The sequence below is a fragment of the Opitutales bacterium genome, assembly GCA_013215165.1.
Lineage (GTDB): Bacteria > Verrucomicrobiota > Verrucomicrobiia > Opitutales > JABSRG01 > JABSRG01.
In genome coordinates, this window is record JABSRG010000016.1 from 1 (window position 1) to 19,885 (window position 19,885).

The window sequence follows — 19,885 nt, forward strand, 5'->3', positions numbered from 1 at the left end:
ATAGACACGATCAACCGCTACAGCCCATCAATACTCAGGTTTGATCTCCGCCATCAGGTCTTATGGGATGGCTGTGATTAATAAATATATTTACTATTGAGCCAGAATCGGTCCACTCAATGCTCAATACAACAGTTCTCTCCAATCAAACCTGGAATTTATAACCGCTGAAATGCTTCGTTTTGTCATCTTTTTCCTAACCTCCACTTGCTTTAATTTTGGCTCAGACGTTATCCGCGAATTATTGATACCTGATGTTTCCTACACCCATGTTACAATCAGCGAATCTGGAGAATTTCGTTTATTCTTCAACAATCCTAAAAAATCCAAGGAGCTGCTGTTGATTGGACCGGATGACTCCGAGCAGATTATTCGTTCAGAAAGCGGACAATACTTTGTGAGCCCTGTTTTCTTGGGTGAAAATGTCCTATCTTTCCGACGCAAAATAGAGCGAGATCCAAACAAAGATGCAAGGGATCATTTCGAATTGGGCACGACGTTTGTCGATCTAAAGAACCCTAAACGCAACTTCGATTTTGTAAAGAAACTGACTAACAGAAATTACTCTATAACACAGAAATTAGAGAACAGCCTTATATTCGGTATGCCAAACGAATCATACATTGATACTCTTTCACGAGAGCTCAATCAATCTAAAGAAGACAAAAACGGTTTCAAAATACCGATTTTCGAGAGATCAAGAGCAATCCCTTTTAAATTGGACATCGAGAACGATGTTATCAAATTCTATGAGCAGCTCAAGTCAGAGTGGGCTAATAGGTGGATCTGTGATTCATCCGAGAATCCGACGTTGGGATTTTCTTCTATAAGAACAGACAACAGAGCGCTTCTCTATAATGGCCAAAACATCGAAGAAACAACACTACCGCAAGGCTGTATTCCTCTGAATACGCGGAAAGATGGAACTCATTTCGCGATCAAACGCAACTCTGTTGAAGATTACAGCTTAATCATACTTTCTTCAGGGGGAAGAGAAATAGTAGAAACTATTTATGAATTCAAAGGGCGATCAAAGTTTTTCGAAACGAGGAGAATAAGATTGAGCCATGAAAACCTCGAATCTTTAGGAATTCTACTTCATAGTGTGAAAGATGATTCATTTGTGTGGGTGAGCGACATAGAAGACTACCGGAAAGTCTATAAATTCCTAACTAAGAAATACAAAAATTATACAGAATTTGTCAAAAATAAGTTGATTAGTAGTCATGTGAAGCTACACGAGGTTTCGAGGAAGGGTAGAATACTCACGTTTGTAGTAAAAGATCCTTCAAATGCTTCTTACCTCTACGAATTAGATTTAGATGCCAAGTCCTTGAAAAAGATACTACACCTATGGACCGATCCAAAAGAAATCCCACAAGAATCTCTAAAAATCGACAAAATACCTCTCGATAAACATAACGTAAACATCCCGGTCTTAAAAAATATATATCGCGAAAAGTCTCCAATCATAGTCCTCTTTCATGTTAAATTTGGATCAGTCTCTTTACCAGAATCAGGAGAAAATAGGCCGTTAATGACTATCCTGGATCACCATGGATATGACTCTGTTCACGTAACCTTGCCTGGAACAAGAGGACACGGCGAGGCTTTCTTTAACTTGGGAAAGGAAGGCTTACATGGAGTCTATGAAGACACCTTTAAAGCTGTAATTGACGATATTTCTGAAACTTATCCAGACCGCAAAATTGTCGTTTTTTCGAGCCATTTATTAACACCGTCAGTGCTGAATTCTGCGATAAAGAACCAATTACCTTTGGACGGAATGCTGTTATCCATTCCCATTTACGACGCTAGAAGATCAGGCATCCATCACAGTTGGTCATTCTTTCGTTCTATCGGCATTGATTATTACAATCGAGATGAATGGGTTGGCGAGACTGATAATAGAAATTCTGAATTCTCAGAAATCGAAGTGATTAATAAGTTCGGAGCTATAAATTTCCCGGTGCACAATTTGTTCCTTGGAAAAGACAACATTGGTTATCGTGAATTTCAGTCGTACAAAAGAAGGAATAAAAACACCCTCTCAGAAAACGTATTATATGACAAAATCGCAGATGCACCAAAGGGAGACGATCTTGCAGTTTTAATCCACAAGGAACTCCTCAACAGCCTTGAATACCTACTTCGCAAATGAAGTTTCAAATCATCAAATCTACTCCCCTAGTCCGCGTAACACCAGCATCGCTTCGTCAGCCCGCTCGAACGGGACGAATACATGATCGTGGTTAAATCCAGCGAAGACGTTTGCTGGGATACGCTGTGCTGCCAGAGCGCCGGCGAAAACCGCCGTAAAACCGACCGCCTCCAGGCTAGACTGAACCGTTAAGGTGATTGCTGCAAAAATACCTTCATAAGCCATCCCATGACTATCAGCATGTAACTTAGGCACCACAAGTGTCAGACCCTCAGGCTCCTGAAACGAAGCAATAGGTTCAAGCTCAGCATGCTTACCGTAGAGCCCTCCTTCAAAGCTGAGGAAAACGAATTCGCCAGGGATGCGCTCAGGGGAAATATCTCTTAGCAGCGCTTTGAGTTCGTTTTCGTTCTCATTCATCATCCAGTTCAGCCTTCAACCAATCTATGGCGTTGACTTCACCGCAGAGATTGATCCGTTCTGCGTAGCGTGACCAAAGATCGGGATCTGTATTCACAGCATCGATCAGTGGCCTTGTTTCACGGAGCACTCTCACCACTCGATCATATTCGTCATCGATACTTCGTCGCGCTTGTGCGACAGAAAGACCGTCATAGGGTGACGGGTAATCTTCTGGAAGACCTTCCAAGCCAGCTCGCTCGATAGATATGCCCGAGAGGTATTCCACGGCATAGCGCCCGAGGCCTATGCCACTCAAACGCTCTCCCATTGATGATACTAAGGCACGCACCTCGACGCTATCTTCTTCAGAGAGGGTCAAAGCCTGCCAAATTAGTGAGTCGCCCAGTTCGCGCATGTCGTTGGCATAAGGGACAACCACCTGTGCTGCGCTCAATGCTCGTGCCTCAGAATAGCTATTCCCGACAGCCAAGAAGACATCCTGTGCATTCAACATGAAATGCTGCGCATAATTCTCAAATCCGGTTCGATGCGATGTCTCATTAAGAACAGAAATAGCCTCATCCATTTGCCCGGACTGCGCCAGACTTTGAGCATAAAGATACCCGGCCAAAGCATTGCTGGAATCCACCTCGAAAAACCGCTGTCGGAACTCTTTTTGCTCCTCAGGCTCAAGGCCACTCAAATTGGCAGCAGCATACAGGGCAAATGGGTTTTCAGGCTCTTGCTCCAAGCTTGTGCGAATCAGATCGATATCAACTAGCAACATACCTGCCGCAGCGAATCTATCTGCAAAAAGGCTGTTTCTGGGAATACCCCTCAGCCACACGTCGGCAGCAGCACGGCTCAGAGGCTTATCCTTTAAAAAATCAAAAACCTCACTTTGCCGGTCATCCGGCTGGGATGGTTTCTTTTCTATCCCGTCCAGCTCAACCAGCGAATTTCGGTCAACTTGGTCAGACCTATTAATTTCTACATCAGTGACACCCGGCCCGAAGAAAACCCACATCACACCCACGACAATCGCACCTATTAAAGCAGCTAAGGTGTGAGATATGGCTGTCTTCATGCCGAAATAAAGGGTAGCCGCATCACGTCTGTCAAATCCACGCTTCCGCCACTCTAATCAAAGATTCCCGCTAAATACTCTAGAGCATCCATCCGGATGGGCATGAAGTATAAGTGATCATCATTCGCTTTGACCTCCTCGACAATTTCTCGTGCGACTGCTTGGTTTCCGGCCACAGTGAAGGCGAAATCGCGTGGGAAGAGGGCCTGGTTTATATCGATCCAATAAGCCTTACTCTTTTCGCTACGGACAGGCGATAAGCCCCAAAAAATGGGTATTTCGGCAGGTAACAGATCGCGATAGGCCCGCAATAAATCAATGGAGAAGAAAGGCTGACTAAACAACCCACAGGCCCCGGCATCCATCTTCTTACGCACATACTCAAATTCGTCCTGCATTCCCTGGCGGTATGGGTCGAGCCCGGCATAGACATGCAGGTCGGGCCGGAGCTCACGAAGCTTAGTAATCACTGATAAACAATGGCCGGATGCCCGTTCGACCATTTTACCTGGAGACGGGTCCCCCGATACAACCAGCACTTCCCCAAAACCCTCCACGGCAGCAAGGAGACGCTCTTCGGCACCATCGACATCAAAATCAACCGCACGTATATGAGGCACTTGATTTTCAAAATGCGGAGCCACCGCGCGGCACGCTTCCCAGCTCGGCGTTTTAAACCGCACGAGATCAGGGATATTCACGGTGTCGATCTGAGGAAACCGACGCGCGATTCCCTCTGCCTCTTCTAGTAAGACAGCCTGTTTACGTGGAACGAGTTCGATCGAATAGCGCGTCATAAAAATAGAGTGATTAAAAAGCACAGGCATCCTATAGAAATTCTAATTTTCCTGGAGCACAGATTACGCAGATTTACACAGATAAGTATTTTGTTATTAGGTGTTTATGATTGTCCTCGAGAAGGATGAAAGTTACATGATTACCTTTGAATTGGCGAGGTATCCATACGCTTTATCCTGTAGAATTTTGTGAACGATTCTCTTTTTCGTAAATCTCTCTTGTTCATAAAGATCTGTGAATATCTGCGTAATCTGTGGTCAAAATCATGGGATAGTTGTGATTAAAAAGGATGATTTCTCAGCCGCAGAAGCATTTTTCAACGAAACCATAGCACCGTCATTTTGAATTTATTTTCCGCGTTTTTCTGCGCATTCCGCGGCTCATTGAATATTTTGAATTGCATGCCCAGGGACACGTAAACTCTCCATTCACCCATTTCTTTGCCGCAGAAGACGCGGAGTAGCGCGGAAAAATTTTTCTTAACGAAGTCATTCTATCGTCATTTCTATTTCAATTCTGCTCACTCCGCGGCTCGTTGTTTTCTACACTGAACACATCGAGACATGAGAGCTTCACTATCACCTACTGCGAGCCATGCGTTCGATTTCAACTTTCGGATGGGCACCGAAGTTAATCAGGAAACCTAGTTCTAGCCCGGTAGCCTTCAGATAGTTTATCATCTGTGCCCGGTGCACATGGGCGAGGGCCTTCACCCCTTTAATTTCGAGTATAATTTTTCCGTAGCAGATGAAATCTGGGGCATACTGCTGCTCTAAAGGCTCGCCTTTGTATTCCAATTGCAACCGAGCTTGCTCACGGAATGGGATGCTCTGTCTTGTGAGTTCTTTACACAGGCACTCCTGATAAACGGCTTCAAGAAAACCACATCCCATTTCTCGGTATACTTCAAAAACAGCACCCCGAATGGCGTAGGACTCGTCGCGATAAAGAAACTTTGAATCGTCGATGTTTTTAGCATCAGAAGATGTGGAACTCTCCATTGACTCATTTTCGGGAAAATTCATCCAAGCTCCATTTTAAATTTAATTTCTGCGCTATTCTGCGTCTTCCGCGGCTCATTGAATATTCTGAATTGCAAGCCGAGAGGCACACACAAACTCTCCATAAACCCGTTTTTTTTAGCCGCAGAAGACGCGGAATTGCGCGGAAGTTTTATCCGGAAAGTCATTCTATCTTCATTTCAATTTTAAATTCCGCGCTTTTCTGCGTCTTCCGCGGCCTGTTAATTGTTCTCTAGAAATCAAAACCGACCTGGCCTACTACGCGGCGTCCCAACGCGGGGAATCCGTGAACAGATTCGTAGGATTCATCGAGCAGGTTGGTTGCAGCGAGGCGAAGCGTCATGTTTTCTCCGTAGTTGTAGCTAAGGCCCGCGTCGAATGTCAGGAAGTCTTCGCCATCAATACGCAGAAATGTCTGAGCATTGATGTCTTCTCTGCCCACGATCCAGCGTCCTTTAATGTCGAAGCCCCAGACATCACCGATATAGGCGTAGGAAACACTAGTGGTGTGCTCGGGGCGACGCAACAGGCGGAGATCGGATCCGGTATCCTCAGCCTCAAGCCAAGTATAGCTCATTCCAAACTCATGAGGCTGATCGACAGGACGGAAACGCGTCTCAAGTTCGACGCCACGCGTGCGTGCTTCAGCGATATTGATTGAGGTCGAAGGAAACACGGAAAAATCGCTAGTAATCAGGTTATCCAGATCGTTTTGAAAATAACCGATACGTGCTCCGAGTTGGCCATCCAGCCAAAATGTCTCAATATCTAGACCCCATCCGAGTGATTCCTCAGGCTCAAGATCTGGGTTGCCCACGAAGAATGGACTATCCGCAGTGAGTTCAAGAAAACTCGGCGCACGGAACCCAGTCCCGACGTTGGCTCTAAGAAATACCTTTTCTTCAACGGCTTCCCAAATCGCACCGGCCTTCCAAGTGATCTCAGAGCCAAAAGAGTCGAAGTCATCAGCACGCACCGCGGTGGACAGGGTGAAACGCTCGGTGACGTCCCAAAGATTCTCTACGAACACGGCATGCAGATCTTGATCGGTGTCGACTGAACCAAAACCGGTCGATAAGCTATCCGCGCGCTCGCCATTATATCCGAAGGTAAGGGTATGTGCTTCCAAGATAACCGTATTCTGTAAATCGATGACGAAGCGCTTGTTTTCAAGCAGCGTCTCGCTGGCAAAGGTGGGATCGATCGAAATAAACTCTTGATCCTGATAACCCAAGGTGAGTCGCGTGCTCCATGTGTCGGAGAAGGTCGCTTCGGCAAAAACTGTAGTGAGAAACTGTTCCTCGCTATCCTCGTTATCTAGATCATTAACAAAGCGACTGTTGGGGCTCCCGTAGATCTGATGAAAGCGACGAAAGGTCGTACCAATAGTCACTTCGTCTGACACCGCATAATCCAAACGCAGAGCCAACTGATCACTATCGAAGGCATTATTAGGACGCTCGTTATCTGTGGAAAACGCGCTTGCCGCGATGCTGAATGATAGAGCGTCATAAGCGCCTTGTGCATTCAAAGAGCCGCCGAATGTTTCATTGGAACCAAACAAACCACTCAGGCCATAGGTGAGATCACCCTCACCCTTGATTGAATTGATGGCAATGACTCCCCCGATTGCATCCGCGCCGTAGAGCACACTGTGTGGCCCACGTACGATCTCAATTTGCGACGTGTTCCCTGGAAGGACACCGCCCAAGAAATTTCCATACAATGTGTTCGCATCTGATACGCGAATGCCGTCGACCACAAATAACGTATGGTCGCTTTCGGTGCCGCGCAGGAAAATAGAAGATGCCGCCCCCTGAGCGCCATTCTGGGCGACATTTACACCAGGAACACGCTCAACTACCTCACTGAGTGATTGTGGAAAACTGACATCGATTTCAACCGAATCGATCAGGCTGACGGTGCTTGTTGCTTCCAACAAGGTGCGGTCTCCGCGGTGAGGCGTGACAACGACAAGTTCGAGCTCTTCCAATTGAGCGTGCGCTGAGACAGCACCTGAAAGACAGGCTAGGCTCAGGGTGAGGATTTTCTGGGTTGTTTTCATAGAAAGTGAATTGAATGTGCGTGGTGTGTAGAGAATTGGGGATGATTGCGAGCCATCAGAATTTGTTGCAGTCGAATGCTGTGCCCATTGGCACGGTAATGGTAAATCATTGATGGGGTTTGCTCAGATCTTGGAGCATTGCCAAGGCATCGATAGTTCGAGGGCCGTTCACAACGAAAAGACCTGGATCCGCCAGGACAAATCGAGGCCGCCGTATCTCAAAAACCAGCTTCCAAAACGGGTGGCTTCCGGCCTCGATAGCCGCGAGTGTCTGCTGATTGCGACGCAATGTGCCCGCCGTAGATGATGCGATCACAACGACATCGGGTATATCGGCCAGAACAGCCTCTTTGCTCAACTGGGGCCAGGCCGATGTTGAAGCGGCAGCAACATTCCGCAATCCGACCGTTTCAATCAAGTCGCCGGGAAAACTCCCCTCACCCGCCGCATAAAGATCTTCTGCATCATAAGTTAACAAGATAGACTTGCTGACTGAATTGCCATCAGCGCGAGCCTCCGCGACCAGCTCTTTCCAAGCATCGACTAAAGCCATGGCAGCTTCTAGCTCGCCCGCAATTTGGCCGATCAAAAGCGTCGCAGAGAAAAGATCATCAAGATCCTCCATCGGTGCAATGCGGACCGGAATGTCCAGACTGCGAAGCCGGTCTAAATTTTCATCAACAGCAGCCAAATGATTGATGAGAATAAGATCCGGATCTATCCCAAGTATGGTCTCAAAATCAGGGTCAATCATGCCGCCCACGTCGCGGACCATACGCGCTTCTTCGGGATAAGTAGCATACCGCGTTCGTCCTACTACATGGTCGCCATGCCCCAAATAGAAAAAGAGCTCCGTCAAACCTGAACCCAGAACAACAACGCGGTCGGCCTCAATCGGCGCTGCGGACACACCGCCCCAACCCCCAAACGCTATGAGCAACGAATAAATCAGACTGGAAAATCTATTACGAATCATCAAATCAAGATATCTTGATGCGATCGAAATAAATCCGGATTTGCTTCCCAGGTGTCAATGCGTTTTGTTTCTCCAACTTAAGGATCAGTATTTCTACATGACGATTTCAGTCCACTCCGATCTCCGCCAGAAAGACGAGGCGACCCACACTGAGCTGCATGCCACGCTAGCAGAGCGAATCATGATGCTCGACGGCGCCATGGGCACAATGATTCAACAACATAAATTGGAAGAGGCTGACTTCCGTGGCGAACGGTTTGCCGACCATCATTCAGATTTAAAGGGCAATAATGAGCTCTTGGTTTTCACCAGGCCAGAAATCATTGCGGACATTCACCGCGGATTCATGGAGGCCGGCTCTGACATCATTGAGACCAACACTTTTTCTGGGACGCGCCTATCCCAAGCAGACTATGAACTCGAAGACATCGTCCCAGAGCTCAATCAAGTCGCCGCTCGTCTGGCGGTCGACACGGCCCAAAAATTCATGGAGGAAAACCCGGGGCGCAAAGTCTACATTGCCGGAGCGATTGGCCCGACGACCAAGACGCTCTCGCTATCGCCCGACGTCAATGCTCCGGAATACCGCGCGGTTTCCTGGCAAGACGTGTACGACAGCTATTATGAGCAAATCGTCCACCTCGTCGAAGGCGGCGTGGATATTCTGATGCCAGAAACGGTGTTCGACACCCTCAATCTAAAGGCCTGCCTGTTTGCAATCGACGACTTCTTCAAGGCAACCGGCCGTCGCCTACCTGTCATCGTTTCTGTCACGATTACTGATGCTTCTGGCCGAACGCTTTCGGGCCAAACAACCGAGGCATTTTGGAACTCAATAGCCCATGCCCGCCCCTTTTGCGTCGGTATCAATTGTGCCCTTGGAGCAGCCGACATGCGTCCGTATGTCGAGACCCTCGCTAAGATCGCAGATTGCTATGTGCACGTCTACCCCAATGCCGGCTTGCCTAACCCGCTTTCAGAAACCGGTTACGACGACACACCTGAAAACATGCGTAGTGTTTTAGGCGAGTTCGCTCAAGATGGCCTACTCAATATCGTTGGGGGGTGTTGTGGCACCACGCCGGGGCATATCGGTGAGATCGCCTTCGGTGCTCAAAATGCCGCGCCGCGTCGCCTACCCGAGCGCTCAAGTGCCATGCAGCTCAGCGGTCTCGAGCCTTACAAAATCGGGGACACCGCTATGCAGTCTTTTGTCATGATCGGCGAGCGCACCAACGTCACCGGTTCACCGCGCTTCAAAAAATTGATCAAAAAAGGCGACTTCGAAACAGCTTTATCGGTAGCCCGTCAGCAAGTTGAGAATGGGGCTAATGTCATCGATATCAACTTCGATGAAGGTATGATCGACGGCGTCGCCAGTATGCGCCAGTTCCTCCGACTCGTCGCCTCCGAACCCGACATTTCCAAGGTTCCCATCATGATCGACAGCTCGAAATTCGAGATCATCGAAGAGGGCCTTCAGAACATTCAAGGCAAGCCCATCGTCAACTCCATCAGTCTCAAGGAGGGGGAAGAAAAGTTCGTCGAACAGGCAAAACTCGTGCACCAATACGGCGCGGCAGCAGTGGTCATGGCCTTCGACGAAAAAGGCCAAGCGGCCACACGTGCAGATAAGGTCCGCATCTGCCAACGCGCTTATAAAATCCTGGTCGAAGAAGCTGGCTTTCCACCCGAGGACATCATTTTTGATCCTAACATCCTTACGGTCGGCACCGGTATCGAGGAGCACAATACCTATGCAGTCGACTTCATCGAGGCCACTCGAGAGATCAAGGCCACCTGCCCGTTCGCCAAAATATCGGGCGGGGTGAGTAATATTTCCTTTTCTTTCAGAGGAAACAATCCCGTGCGCGAAGCCATGCACGCGGCATTTCTCTACCATGCCATTCAAGCCGGCATGGATATGGGCATCGTCAATGCGGGCATGTTAGCCGTCTATGACGAAGTCGATAAAGAGCTCCTCGAACTCGTCGAAGATGTCCTCCTCAATCGTCGCTCCGACGCGACGGAACGCCTCATCGACGCAGCTCCGCGTTTCGCCGAATCCGGTGAAAAAACAGAAGACACCACTAAAAACGAGTGGCGCAACCAATCCGTCCACGAGCGTCTTAAACATGCGCTCGTCAAGGGCATCGTCGATCATATCGATGGAGACACGGAGGAAGCGCGCCAGCAATTCGAGCGTCCCCTCGAGGTCATTGAAGGTCCCCTCATGGACGGCATGTCCGTGGTCGGTGATCTATTTGGTGCCGGAAAGATGTTTCTGCCCCAGGTCGTAAAGAGCGCGCGGGTCATGAAAAAAGCGGTGGCCTATCTTCTCCCTTACATGGAGGAGGAAAAGGAGCGAGCCGGTAGCACCGCCAAAACACAGGGCACCTTTCTCATCGCGACTGTGAAAGGCGACGTCCATGATATCGGAAAGAACATCGTGGCAGTCGTCCTGGCCTGTAATAACTTTGAAGTGCACGACATGGGCGTGATGGTGCCCTGCGATCAAGTCCTCGCCAAAGCCAAAGAAATCGGCGCAGATGTGATCGGTCTCAGCGGTCTGATCACTCCATCCCTCGACGAGATGATTTACGTAGCCAAAGAGATGGAACGTGAGGAGTTCTCCGTGCCCCTGTTTATCGGCGGCGCCACGACATCGGCAGCGCACACCGCTGTAAAAATTGCACCCAACTACGGCCAACCGGTCGTCCACATTCCCGACGCTAGCCGGGTTGTGAATGTGTTGAACAATCTACTGAGCCCGACCCTGAGTAAAGAGACACGGACTGAAATCGCTGAAAAGCAGACCAAGATTCGCGAAGATTTTTACGGCAATCGGGAAAAGGCACCCCTGACTCCCATCGCAGCAGCAAGGGCAAACGCGTTTAAGCCTAAGTGGGATGCCCACTTACCTGAAAAGCCTTCATTTACCGGCACAAAGGTTTACGAAAGCCTCGACCTCAACGCTTTGTTACCGCTTATCGACTGGACACCGTTCTTCGCAACTTGGGAGCTGCGCGGGCGCTATCCTAAGATTTTCGACGACCCCAAGGTCGGCGGCGAGGCACGCAAACTTTTCGATGACGCCAACGTGATGCTCAAGGATGTGATCGAAAACGAGCGCTTTCATGCGCGCGGAGTCGTGCGGATCGAAGCTGCCAACGCTGTCGACGATGATATCGAAGTCTACACCGACGAGAGCCGCAGCACTGTGGATCGTATGTTTCACACCCTCCGCCAGCAGGGCGAACGCTCAGATGGGCGCCCACACTACGCCCTCTCGGATTTCATTGCTCCCAAATCCACGGGCCTTGCAGACTACATTGGTGGCTTTGCTGTGACAACAGGCCACGGCGTAGAAGAATACGCCAAGGAATTCGAAGACGATCACGACGATTACAACAGCATCCTAGCCAAAGCGGTCGGCGACCGTCTAGCCGAGGCATTCGCCGAGTGGATGCATCGAGAAGTCCGTAAGATCTGGGGCTACGGCCATGATGAGAACTTCAGTAACGAAGAGCTGATCAAGGAAAAATACCGCGGCATCCGCCCAGCGGCCGGTTACCCGGCGTGCCCCGACCACACCGAAAAACGTGCCCTGTTCGATTGGCTCCAAGCCGAAAAGTATACCGGTATCGAGCTCACCGAGAGCTTCGCCATGACTCCAGCTAGTTCAGTTAGCGGCCTTTATTTCTGCCACCCAGAGTCCCGCTATTTCAGCGTCGGCAAGCTTGATAAAGATCAGATCGAAGACTATGCTGCTCGGAAGCAAATGGATCTTACGACGGTGGAACGCTGGCTGTCCCCGTATCTGGATTATTAGACCAGATCGGCGAAAATTTGATTTTGAGCTCAGATTAAAAGCGTAGAGTGATGGCGACAGCCATTGCTTGACTTGAGCTTTGATCCGCACGAAGGCAATCGCTCTCGCGATCACCCTACTCAACATCAGTATGCCCCGCCCGCGTTGTAGCCGACCCGCTCTGTCGGGGCGCCGGCCGTTACTCCGATCCACACCGAAGCCGCGAGCCGACAGAGCGGCTCCGCTACAAGAAGGGCACCGATGGGTAACAGCGATGGCGAGTAATCGCTCCTCTTTTTTGCGTCGCTATTTGTCGGTGCTGTCAAAACGACAGCCAGAAGATCTCCCCGTCCCCTTAATTACCCCCACCACCAACTTAGTCCAAATAATAAGCTAGCCGGTCGTCTCGCTGAGACGACCGGCTGTTTGGTAATGGAAGATTAAAGTTCCACAGCCTCACGAAAAATCTGAGCAAACTATCAGATCTTCGTCTCGCGCTTTAGGCTGCGCAACCAATCGCGCACCATTTCGGTCTCATACTCATACCGATCTCGGTGCACTGGGTTTTGATGTCCAAAAAGGAAACCGACATCGGAGATACGTTTCTTATCGTCCTCTGCGAGAACGTTGCCTTCGGCGTCGCTGAGGGTAAAACTGAATGTCATAGCAGGCGGGTAGATACTCTTGATAACCCGGATCTCCTGGGCTCTTGCGAAATCTACACGACCTGCCAAATCCACGTCTACAATATCCATGGTCAGTTGGGTGCCCTCAGGAAACTGCCGCTTCACGTATTTTTGAACCTCACGCTCGATAGCCGGCTTGAATTGCTTGAGTTCGTGGATCGGACCACCCGTTGTGCTGCGGACATCACGATACTTGTCGGTGTTACTCCACGTGATCGTAACGGATTCATTTTCTTCCTCAGCTGACAAGGGAGCCGCCAGAAGGACTCCCGCAATAAGTGCAAAAAGCAGAGATGGTAGCGTTTTCATGTGGTGATCTAGAGACCGTCGGATGCCGATTTAGTTCTGGGATTTTGATAATTCGCTAAAAATCTTCGATGACAGCATCTAGTTGTGCAAATAGTCCCAGAGCAAAGGGTTCTACTGTCCGCTGATCTCCATGTTGTTCGCCTTCGCCTCTCTTATTGTTGGGTGCGACGCAACCGAGCCAACCATCGGGTTCAAGGTGGCTAAGGATACCAATGTAAGCACGCTTTGCGGCTTCGGTTGCCCGCTGATCCAACAGGCCCATTCGGTATCCGGTCACGAGAGCGGCACCAATCCCAGAAGATCCAGACGTATCAGGTTTCTTCCCTGCTTCATCAAGGAAATTGTCCCAGAGACCATCTGCACGCTGCCGAGATATCAATACATCAGCTACTTCAATCAAGTGTTCACAAAGTTCTGGGGCCGAGTCTTTTCCCAGTGTCTCGAGCGTTCTTGCCAAACCGAGAAAATACCAACAATTACCACGAGTCCAGTTCTTGAAACTCAGCTCACCCAACTCATTACGTAAGTATATATTTGAATCATGATACAGGGCTTCTCTCCTGAGACATGACTGAGTAATCGCTTTTTGAGCCAAATTTGAGTCGTCTAGCAACTTCGAGATAATGGCCATGGGGTAAGCAACCGTATAATTCCCTTCGGCAGAGATGAGGTTTCCATCCATGATCATACCCTTGGAATGTGTTTTTGATTCCCAGAATTCGATAGCCAGGTCGATTGAAGGATGGTCTGGATAGAAACGTGCTATGACTGCAACAGGTAGAGTTACTTCGATCCCTGTGAACCTGTTGTTCACTTTTTGACCCCGTGCGTTTTGATAAGAGAGAGATCGCTCATCTAGATAACGGCTTAACCAAAGTTTGATAGCATCCTCCCAATTTTTGTCAGGCGATTTTTTAGCTTGCTCAACCATGCCTTCCAGAACGCAGCCTCCCATCCAACCAAACTGGCAAAAAGACTCCTCACGCAATTTTCCCAGTGATGCTTGCTTTCGAATACCTAGTTCAGAATCGAGTTGGATAAATTTTGGACTTAACGGCGCTTCAGCCACAACCCAGACGTCTCCATCTCCAGTAATATTCTTTAGATAAATATCATGAATTCCTTCAGGAATCGGAATTCGGAGCTTTTGAGCATGTGAAATGTAGTCCCAGTGGACTCCAAAAGCCCAGCCACATGAACTGGAAAATTCTAATCTACTGAATCCACGGGAATCGCATGCAGTTGTCATGCTAAGAATACCTGAGTTCCGAGAGTTCCAAGAAAGCCTTGTACCTTGTTTTAGCATCACCGATTTAAATTGTCCCAAAGGAACCTGATCAGTTGCCGCTCCCTCCAGAACATTTGAAAAATCAACCGGTATTTCGTTATCCATAATTTATTAAATCAACGCAATTGTAGGTACAAGAGATAATAACCCTTGGATAAAAATCTACTGTTTTCATTGCCCAAAGTTCAGCCTTCAAAATAGTGTAGCTAATGCCGTCCACGACTGTCGAAAACTACCTAAAGCAGATCTTTCTCATTGCGCGAAAGAGCTCTGATCAGGTAGCCAGCATGGGCGCCGTTGCTCAGGCAATGGAAGTGGTGCCTGGCACAGCCACCACAATGGCAAAGAGTTTAGCCGAGTCGGGATTAGCTTTATATACTCCAAGGGTGGGCATCACCCTCACAGCCGAGGGACAAAAGATTGCTATAAAGATGCTGCGCAGACACCGGCTAATTGAATATTTCTTAGTCGAAACCTTAGGAATGGACTGGTCCGAGATCCATGAGGAAGCCGAGCACTTAGAACACGCCATTTCCGATCGAGTGCTCGAATATATCGACAAATTCCTTGGGCACCCCACGACCGATCCACACGGCGATGTAATCCCATCTGCTGAAGGGGAATTCCATTTTCGGAAAATAGAACCATTATCTGAAGTAGGAGAAGGCGAAGCATTCGTCATCGCTCAACTCATAGATCAAGATTCGAAATTCCTCCGTTTTGCTGAAAGCAACCAATTGGTTCCCAGTACCAACATGCGACTGATCCAACGCGACGAGATGGCGGCTTGCTTGATCCTGCAATTCGCAAAATCAGAACGAAAGATTACCCTGGGAATTCCGGCGGCCCAAAAAATTCTCGTGGAGCGCTAAGCTCCAAGACCCAGCTCAACTATGAAGATCATTTCTTGGAACGTGAACGGCATTCGAGCCGCTATGAAAAAAGATGCAGAAGCGGCCTTGTTGGGACTCGAAGTCGATGTGATTTGCTTGCAAGAGACTAAAGTCAACGAAGGCACACGTCCCGATGTGTTGAAAGAGACGCACCCCTTTCAATTCTGGAATTACGCTGAAAAAAAGGGATACAGCGGCACAGCTATTCTTTCGCAAACTGAGCCGATCGGGGTAATATTCGGTTTGGGTATCGAAGTACATGATACTGAAGGGCGTGTGGTCATCGCAGAGTATGCCGATTTTTACATCGTATCGGTATACACACCCAATTCTCAAAATGCATTGGCACGGTTAGACTATCGTATCGATGGATGGGATGTGGCTTTCCGCGAAAAAATGCGGGAGCTCGATGCCAAAAAACCCGTGATTTTCTGTGGGGACCTCAATGTAGCTCATGAAGAGATCGATCTGAGGAATCCCAAAACCAACCAAAAGAACGCCGGCTTCACCCCCCAGGAGCGACTGAGCTTGAGCCAGACGCTAGACGCCGGCTTCGTCGATACCTTTCGCGCCCAACATCCAGGCGAGCCAGACCACTACAGTTGGTGGAGCTACCGGGCGGGTGCACGGGCCAGAAACGTGGGATGGCGCATCGATTACGTCTGCTGTAGCGTGCGTCTATTTCCGCGCGTGGAGACTTCATTTATACATCCAGAGATTATAGGCTCAGACCATTGCCCCGTCGGAATCACTCTCAAGTAAGCTATGCCCATTTACCAATATCAGGTCATCAACGCAGACGGCTCGCCCGGTATCACTTTTGAAATCGAACAACGCATGAGCGAAGACGCACTTACCGAACACCCCATCACCGGAAAGCCAGTCAAACGCGTCTACTCTGCCCCAAACCTCACGACGCGCTACACACCCGGCGGCCTGGAGAAAAAACTTGATTCAAAGAACCTAGCACGCAACGGCTTCACCCGTTACGAGCGAGATAAATTAACCGGAACCTACCACAAGACAGCCGGTTCGGACAAGTCGGCACCCGATGTCTTCAAAGGGCCGAAAACGGGTGGATAGTAGTAAAATAAGAAACCGCCAAGACTGTGATCAAGTCGAGGCGGTGACAGACACAGTCGTAGCCAACGTGGTGCCAACGGTGTTCAGCGAGGAAAATTAGATTAACGCGTAGCTCATTGAATATTAGAGATGAAAGACCTGATGATCGCGATCTCATAAGTCATCGCTGCTGGCCAAACTAACCTTGTTCTCCGGCACTTTACTTAGCGCCCTTAGAAGAGAGCTTTCTTTTCACAATAAGAAGGCTTACACAGCTAAGGGAAATAAGGGCCCAGGTTGACGGTTCAGGGATTGCCGTCACTGAATTAGTGAGAGCGTCGAGACCTGCTTGGGAAGTGTCGATCGAAGAGCCGACAAGGACAAAGGCAAATCTGTCGAGGAATTTCCCGTCTTCGCGGTTTGAGAAAGAGAAGGTGTAATCAACATCTGCCAAGACACTGTAAGTGGTGGATGCCTCATTTGCCCATTCGAGTGCCCCTGTGTCTCCATAAAAATTCGACCGTGTGTAGGATCCAGTATATGCGCCCTCTGTGCCGAGTTCGTTGGGAACCCATACACTATCGTTACTGCCAGATTTTCCGCTTTCTCCGATATCATCAAAGGACCCAATGTAAGAGCGGCCGTAAAGCTGGTAGTCCCCTGCTTGGGAAAAGTTTATTGTGTAGGTAACTGTATCAACACCTGCCGCTGCGTCCGGTGTATCTGCGACTCCTTGAGTCAGTCCATGAGCCCAAACTCCAGAGCCGCCGCTAACACCAACGGGAGCGGTTACCGCGGTTCCAGCGTCAATGATGGACATATTTGAAAAAGTTTCGGCTAGTTCAGCTTCGAAGGCTAAGTAGTCTGTAGTTGTTTGGACTACCGTAGCAGCGCTGGCTTGCGCGGCACTCAAACCTAGAGCTATTGTAAATATTCTGTAGTAAGATAGTGATTTTTTCATCGGAATTCCTTCGGTTAACTGGATTGACTTCATCATAGACGGAATCCAAATGAGAGAAATATCCTTGAATACGAACAGGTTCGCATTCAAGGTTTGCAGATGGCTGTAACCATGGCAGAGATAGCGGAGCGTGCTGGTGTAGCTAAGGTAACCGTTTCTTTAGCCCTGCGGAATAGTCGTAAGGTGGCAACGGATACAAGGAAGCGTATCCGAGCTTTAGCTAAGGAGATGGGATATCGAAAAAATCCCGGGCATAGTGTGATCGCGAACAGGAGGTGGCGAGGTAATCGCAGGGCTGAAAGTCTATTGGTGGCGATATTATTCGAAAGTCGCGAAGCAGAGGGATACCAATGTAAAATAAGGGCCGAAGAGATCCGAGCGATTAAAGCTAGGGGGACAACCTTTGGGTATGAATTTGATATCTTTTATTTCTCAGACTATCCCAGTGCAAAGAGATTGGAAGAGGTGATGTTCCATCGAGGCGTCTGTGGGATTATCGTCGGTCTTTTTAAAAAAGATGCGAGGATCAAGGAAATGACATTTCAACATTTCCCAGGGGTGAGTCTATCGGCTGGATATTTTATTCCTTCAATTCCTGTGGTCCGTAACCATATCAGCCAAAGTGTCAGTATTTCTTTCGAGGCCTGCTTACAAAAAGGCTATGAGAGACCGGGGTTTTTAATTCCTCATTTATCCTTAAGTGAATTACATCGAGCCTCAATGGGCATGGCATTATTGAGCCTTCGGTCTGAAGGCTTACCAAGTGGCTTACTTTATGAAAAACAACTCGAACCTGACATGGTTCGAAACTGGTATCAGGAATGGAGACCGGATGTAGTGATCGGCTTGAACAGCGGATTGAAAGATTTTTTGACAAGTATCTCCCTACGTATTCCCCATGATTTGGGATATGTTACGATGAAAAAGCATAAAAATGATACTCTATTTGCGGGAGTGAAAGCTACGATAGAGGAGGTGGGAGAGGCTACGTTGAACCAACTCGATTTGCTTATTCGACAGAATCACTTTGGCCTGATGGCCAATCCTCCGCAGCTCTTGGTTACTCCTACGTGGAGTGATGGTGAGTCCCTACCAGAGAAGCATTCGGAAAGGAATGACGTGAGTTAGACATACTGACATAGGATAACACGCAAAAGGTTCAGCATACCAAAGAATTACCCGATGCACTCACCTCGGTATCGTAAGGCTTTCCCCCTTAGAAGAAGTACCGTATAAGTATCAACGTCATTTGCCCAGCCATCCGAGCCCCTTGGCATGCAAGCTCTGGATGTATAAACGATCCTCCGACTCGGTTACCGAGGTCGTTTCCGGGTATACGCCCGATGGATACTGCAAGTCTTTGAGAATGCGGCCGTCTTCGCCAAAGGCGATCACGTGGCCATATGGCTTGGGCAGGGGCCACAACACGCGCGGCAGACGAAACGTTATCGAACGCAACCAGGGCTTGTCGGCCATCCCGTCTACAAGCGAGCTACGCGGTTTCGTGAATCCCAGCCATATGCGTCCCTCCTTCCCGCGCATCAGGTTGTCAGGATAGCCGGGCAGGTTGTCGAGCAGCACCTGCGCCTCCGCTGACGGTCCCTGTGAGATATTAATATCCGCGGCGCTAACAGCGATCTTCCAGACCCGATAACGTCCGGTCTCGGCGACGAAGAGCACCTGCTCGTCTTCGGACAGCGCGACGCCGTTAGCGAACGATAGGCCACGCGCGACAACCCGCGTCGTGCCGTTTGCAGGATCGTGCTCAATTACGCGACCGGTCGCCGACTGCTCAAGGATGTCCAGAACGCTTGCATTAAAGGTTCCTCCAAAGTCCGCTGGGCTGAACCGCGTTGATGAGTCCGTGAAGTAAATGAGGCCATCGCGCGCGACCACCACCGAATTCGCATAACGGATCGGGTCCCCAGCGACGTTATCTACCAGGGCGCGCAGTTTACCGTTGGGCGCAATCGCTATCAGTCCTTTCATTGCGTCAGCGGCGATCAGGTCACCCGCAGCATCGAAGGCAAAGCCGAGCACCCGCCCGTCCGTTTCGGCGAAGATTTCCTGCATCGAACCGTCAGCATTCATACGCACTATCTTTCCGCTCGCTACAGCGGCGTAGAGTTTACCTTCAGGTCCGAATGCCACGTGTTCCGGTCCCTCCTCTGCTCCAAGATCAATGATCTCTAAATCAACCAGATTTTGGTTCACCGCATGGTCGCCCGTATAGCTGGGTGCCACCGGCACGGGATAGCTAACAGGTCTTACAGGAACTGGCCAGACCAGCAGGCAGGTCACGAACGCCAACAGCACGAGACTAACGAACCAGAAGACTCGGTTGCGTATGAATGGTGTGATTTG

General features: G+C 49.2%; 16 protein-coding genes. 6 read left to right on the forward strand and 10 right to left on the reverse strand.

Annotation, left to right across the window (positions count from 1 at the left end; all coding sequences use genetic code 11):
• The first annotated feature begins 172 nt into the window (after nt 1–172).
• Complete coding sequence (locus tag HRU10_04920; GenBank protein ID NRA26574.1) at nt 173–2,161, forward strand: hypothetical protein; 1,989 nt, start codon at nt 173–175, stop codon at nt 2,159–2,161.
• Nucleotides 2,162–2,179: 18 nt separating this feature from the next.
• On the opposite strand, the gene HRU10_04925 is transcribed toward HRU10_04920, so the two are convergent.
• The 6 genes from HRU10_04925 to HRU10_04950 all read right to left on the reverse strand — a co-directional run bounded on the left by HRU10_04925 (nt 2,180) and on the right by HRU10_04950 (nt 8,511).
• The gene (locus HRU10_04925) at nt 2,180–2,581 is read right to left on the reverse strand and encodes an ACT domain-containing protein (GenBank protein ID NRA26575.1); all 402 of its coding nucleotides are present in this window, start codon (nt 2,579–2,581) and stop codon (nt 2,180–2,182) included.
• Entirely contained in the window at nt 2,574–3,650 is a 1,077-nt protein-coding gene (locus tag HRU10_04930; protein NRA26576.1) for a hypothetical protein, read from the reverse strand. Before HRU10_04930 ends, HRU10_04925 begins: the two co-directional genes overlap by 8 nt.
• A gap of 53 nt (nt 3,651–3,703) precedes the next feature.
• Nucleotides 3,704–4,477, reverse strand: a complete 774-nt coding sequence (locus tag HRU10_04935; protein NRA26577.1) for a methylenetetrahydrofolate reductase — start codon at nt 4,475–4,477, stop codon at nt 3,704–3,706.
• 549 nt (nt 4,478–5,026) lie between these two features.
• Nucleotides 5,027–5,449 carry a GxxExxY protein gene (locus HRU10_04940; GenBank protein ID NRA26578.1) on the reverse strand — a complete coding sequence of 141 codons (423 nt, stop codon included), beginning with the start codon at nt 5,447–5,449 and terminating at the stop codon, nt 5,027–5,029.
• Nucleotides 5,450–5,702: 253 nt separating this feature from the next.
• Entirely contained in the window at nt 5,703–7,535 is a 1,833-nt protein-coding gene (locus HRU10_04945; GenBank protein ID NRA26579.1) for a TonB-dependent receptor, read from the reverse strand.
• Between the two features lie 106 nt (nt 7,536–7,641).
• Nucleotides 7,642–8,511 (reverse strand): ABC transporter substrate-binding protein, encoded by an 870-nt coding sequence (locus HRU10_04950; GenBank protein ID NRA26580.1) that lies wholly within the window; start codon nt 8,509–8,511, stop codon nt 7,642–7,644.
• Nucleotides 8,512–8,608: 97 nt separating this feature from the next.
• On the opposite strand from HRU10_04950, the gene metH reads away from it, so the two are divergent.
• Nucleotides 8,609–12,343, forward strand: coding sequence for a methionine synthase (gene metH / locus HRU10_04955; protein NRA26581.1), 3,735 nt, complete (start codon nt 8,609–8,611; stop codon nt 12,341–12,343).
• Between the two features lie 458 nt (nt 12,344–12,801).
• Here the strand turns inward: metH and HRU10_04960 are convergent, their stop codons facing one another.
• Together HRU10_04960 and HRU10_04965 are read right to left on the reverse strand one after the other, a co-directional pair.
• Nucleotides 12,802–13,317 carry a DUF3016 domain-containing protein gene (locus HRU10_04960; protein NRA26582.1) on the reverse strand — a complete coding sequence of 172 codons (516 nt, stop codon included), beginning with the start codon at nt 13,315–13,317 and terminating at the stop codon, nt 12,802–12,804.
• 55 nt (nt 13,318–13,372) lie between these two features.
• Nucleotides 13,373–14,566 (reverse strand): glycoside hydrolase family 88 protein, encoded by a 1,194-nt coding sequence (locus tag HRU10_04965; GenBank protein ID NRA26583.1) that lies wholly within the window; start codon nt 14,564–14,566, stop codon nt 13,373–13,375.
• Nucleotides 14,567–14,814: 248 nt separating this feature from the next.
• On the opposite strand from HRU10_04965, the gene HRU10_04970 reads away from it, so the two are divergent.
• The 3 genes from HRU10_04970 to HRU10_04980 are packed head-to-tail and all read left to right on the forward strand — an operon-like array spanning nt 14,815 to nt 16,581.
• Nucleotides 14,815–15,477 (forward strand): metal-dependent transcriptional regulator, encoded by a 663-nt coding sequence (locus tag HRU10_04970; protein ID NRA26584.1) that lies wholly within the window; start codon nt 14,815–14,817, stop codon nt 15,475–15,477.
• 21 nt (nt 15,478–15,498) lie between these two features.
• Nucleotides 15,499–16,260, forward strand: a complete 762-nt coding sequence (gene xth, locus HRU10_04975) for an exodeoxyribonuclease III (protein NRA26585.1) — start codon at nt 15,499–15,501, stop codon at nt 16,258–16,260.
• A gap of 3 nt (nt 16,261–16,263) precedes the next feature.
• Nucleotides 16,264–16,581, forward strand: coding sequence for an FmdB family transcriptional regulator (locus tag HRU10_04980; GenBank protein ID NRA26586.1), 318 nt, complete (start codon nt 16,264–16,266; stop codon nt 16,579–16,581).
• Between the two features lie 199 nt (nt 16,582–16,780).
• Here the strand turns inward: HRU10_04980 and HRU10_04985 are convergent, their stop codons facing one another.
• Nucleotides 16,781–17,521 (reverse strand): PEP-CTERM sorting domain-containing protein, encoded by a 741-nt coding sequence (locus HRU10_04985; GenBank protein ID NRA26587.1) that lies wholly within the window; start codon nt 17,519–17,521, stop codon nt 16,781–16,783.
• 111 nt (nt 17,522–17,632) lie between these two features.
• Between HRU10_04985 and HRU10_04990 the strand changes: the two genes are divergently transcribed.
• Entirely contained in the window at nt 17,633–18,649 is a 1,017-nt protein-coding gene (locus tag HRU10_04990; protein NRA26588.1) for a LacI family DNA-binding transcriptional regulator, read from the forward strand.
• A gap of 117 nt (nt 18,650–18,766) precedes the next feature.
• On the opposite strand, the gene HRU10_04995 is transcribed toward HRU10_04990, so the two are convergent.
• Nucleotides 18,767–19,870 carry an SMP-30/gluconolactonase/LRE family protein gene (locus HRU10_04995; GenBank protein NRA26589.1) on the reverse strand — a complete coding sequence of 368 codons (1,104 nt, stop codon included), beginning with the start codon at nt 19,868–19,870 and terminating at the stop codon, nt 18,767–18,769.
• Between the last annotated feature and the right edge of the window lie 15 nt (nt 19,871–19,885).

Coding starts and splice junctions, on each gene's coding strand:
- HRU10_04990 (NRA26588.1), top strand. CDS start 17,633: ATGGCAGAGATAGCGGAGCGTGCTGGTGTAGCTAAGGTAACCGTTTCT.
- HRU10_04970 (NRA26584.1), top strand. CDS start 14,815: ATGCCGTCCACGACTGTCGAAAACTACCTAAAGCAGATCTTTCTCATT.
- HRU10_04950 (NRA26580.1), bottom strand. CDS start 8,511: ATGATTCGTAATAGATTTTCCAGTCTGATTTATTCGTTGCTCATAGCG.
- xth (NRA26585.1), top strand. CDS start 15,499: ATGAAGATCATTTCTTGGAACGTGAACGGCATTCGAGCCGCTATGAAA.
- HRU10_04920 (NRA26574.1), top strand. CDS start 173: ATGCTTCGTTTTGTCATCTTTTTCCTAACCTCCACTTGCTTTAATTTT.
- HRU10_04935 (NRA26577.1), bottom strand. CDS start 4,477: ATGCCTGTGCTTTTTAATCACTCTATTTTTATGACGCGCTATTCGATC.
- HRU10_04945 (NRA26579.1), bottom strand. CDS start 7,535: ATGAAAACAACCCAGAAAATCCTCACCCTGAGCCTAGCCTGTCTTTCA.
- HRU10_04960 (NRA26582.1), bottom strand. CDS start 13,317: ATGAAAACGCTACCATCTCTGCTTTTTGCACTTATTGCGGGAGTCCTT.
- HRU10_04930 (NRA26576.1), bottom strand. CDS start 3,650: ATGAAGACAGCCATATCTCACACCTTAGCTGCTTTAATAGGTGCGATT.
- HRU10_04980 (NRA26586.1), top strand. CDS start 16,264: ATGCCCATTTACCAATATCAGGTCATCAACGCAGACGGCTCGCCCGGT.
- metH (NRA26581.1), top strand. CDS start 8,609: ATGACGATTTCAGTCCACTCCGATCTCCGCCAGAAAGACGAGGCGACC.
- HRU10_04965 (NRA26583.1), bottom strand. CDS start 14,566: ATGACAACTGCATGCGATTCCCGTGGATTCAGTAGATTAGAATTTTCC.
- HRU10_04925 (NRA26575.1), bottom strand. CDS start 2,581: ATGAATGAGAACGAAAACGAACTCAAAGCGCTGCTAAGAGATATTTCC.
- HRU10_04940 (NRA26578.1), bottom strand. CDS start 5,449: ATGGAGAGTTCCACATCTTCTGATGCTAAAAACATCGACGATTCAAAG.
- HRU10_04985 (NRA26587.1), bottom strand. CDS start 17,521: ATGAAAAAATCACTATCTTACTACAGAATATTTACAATAGCTCTAGGT.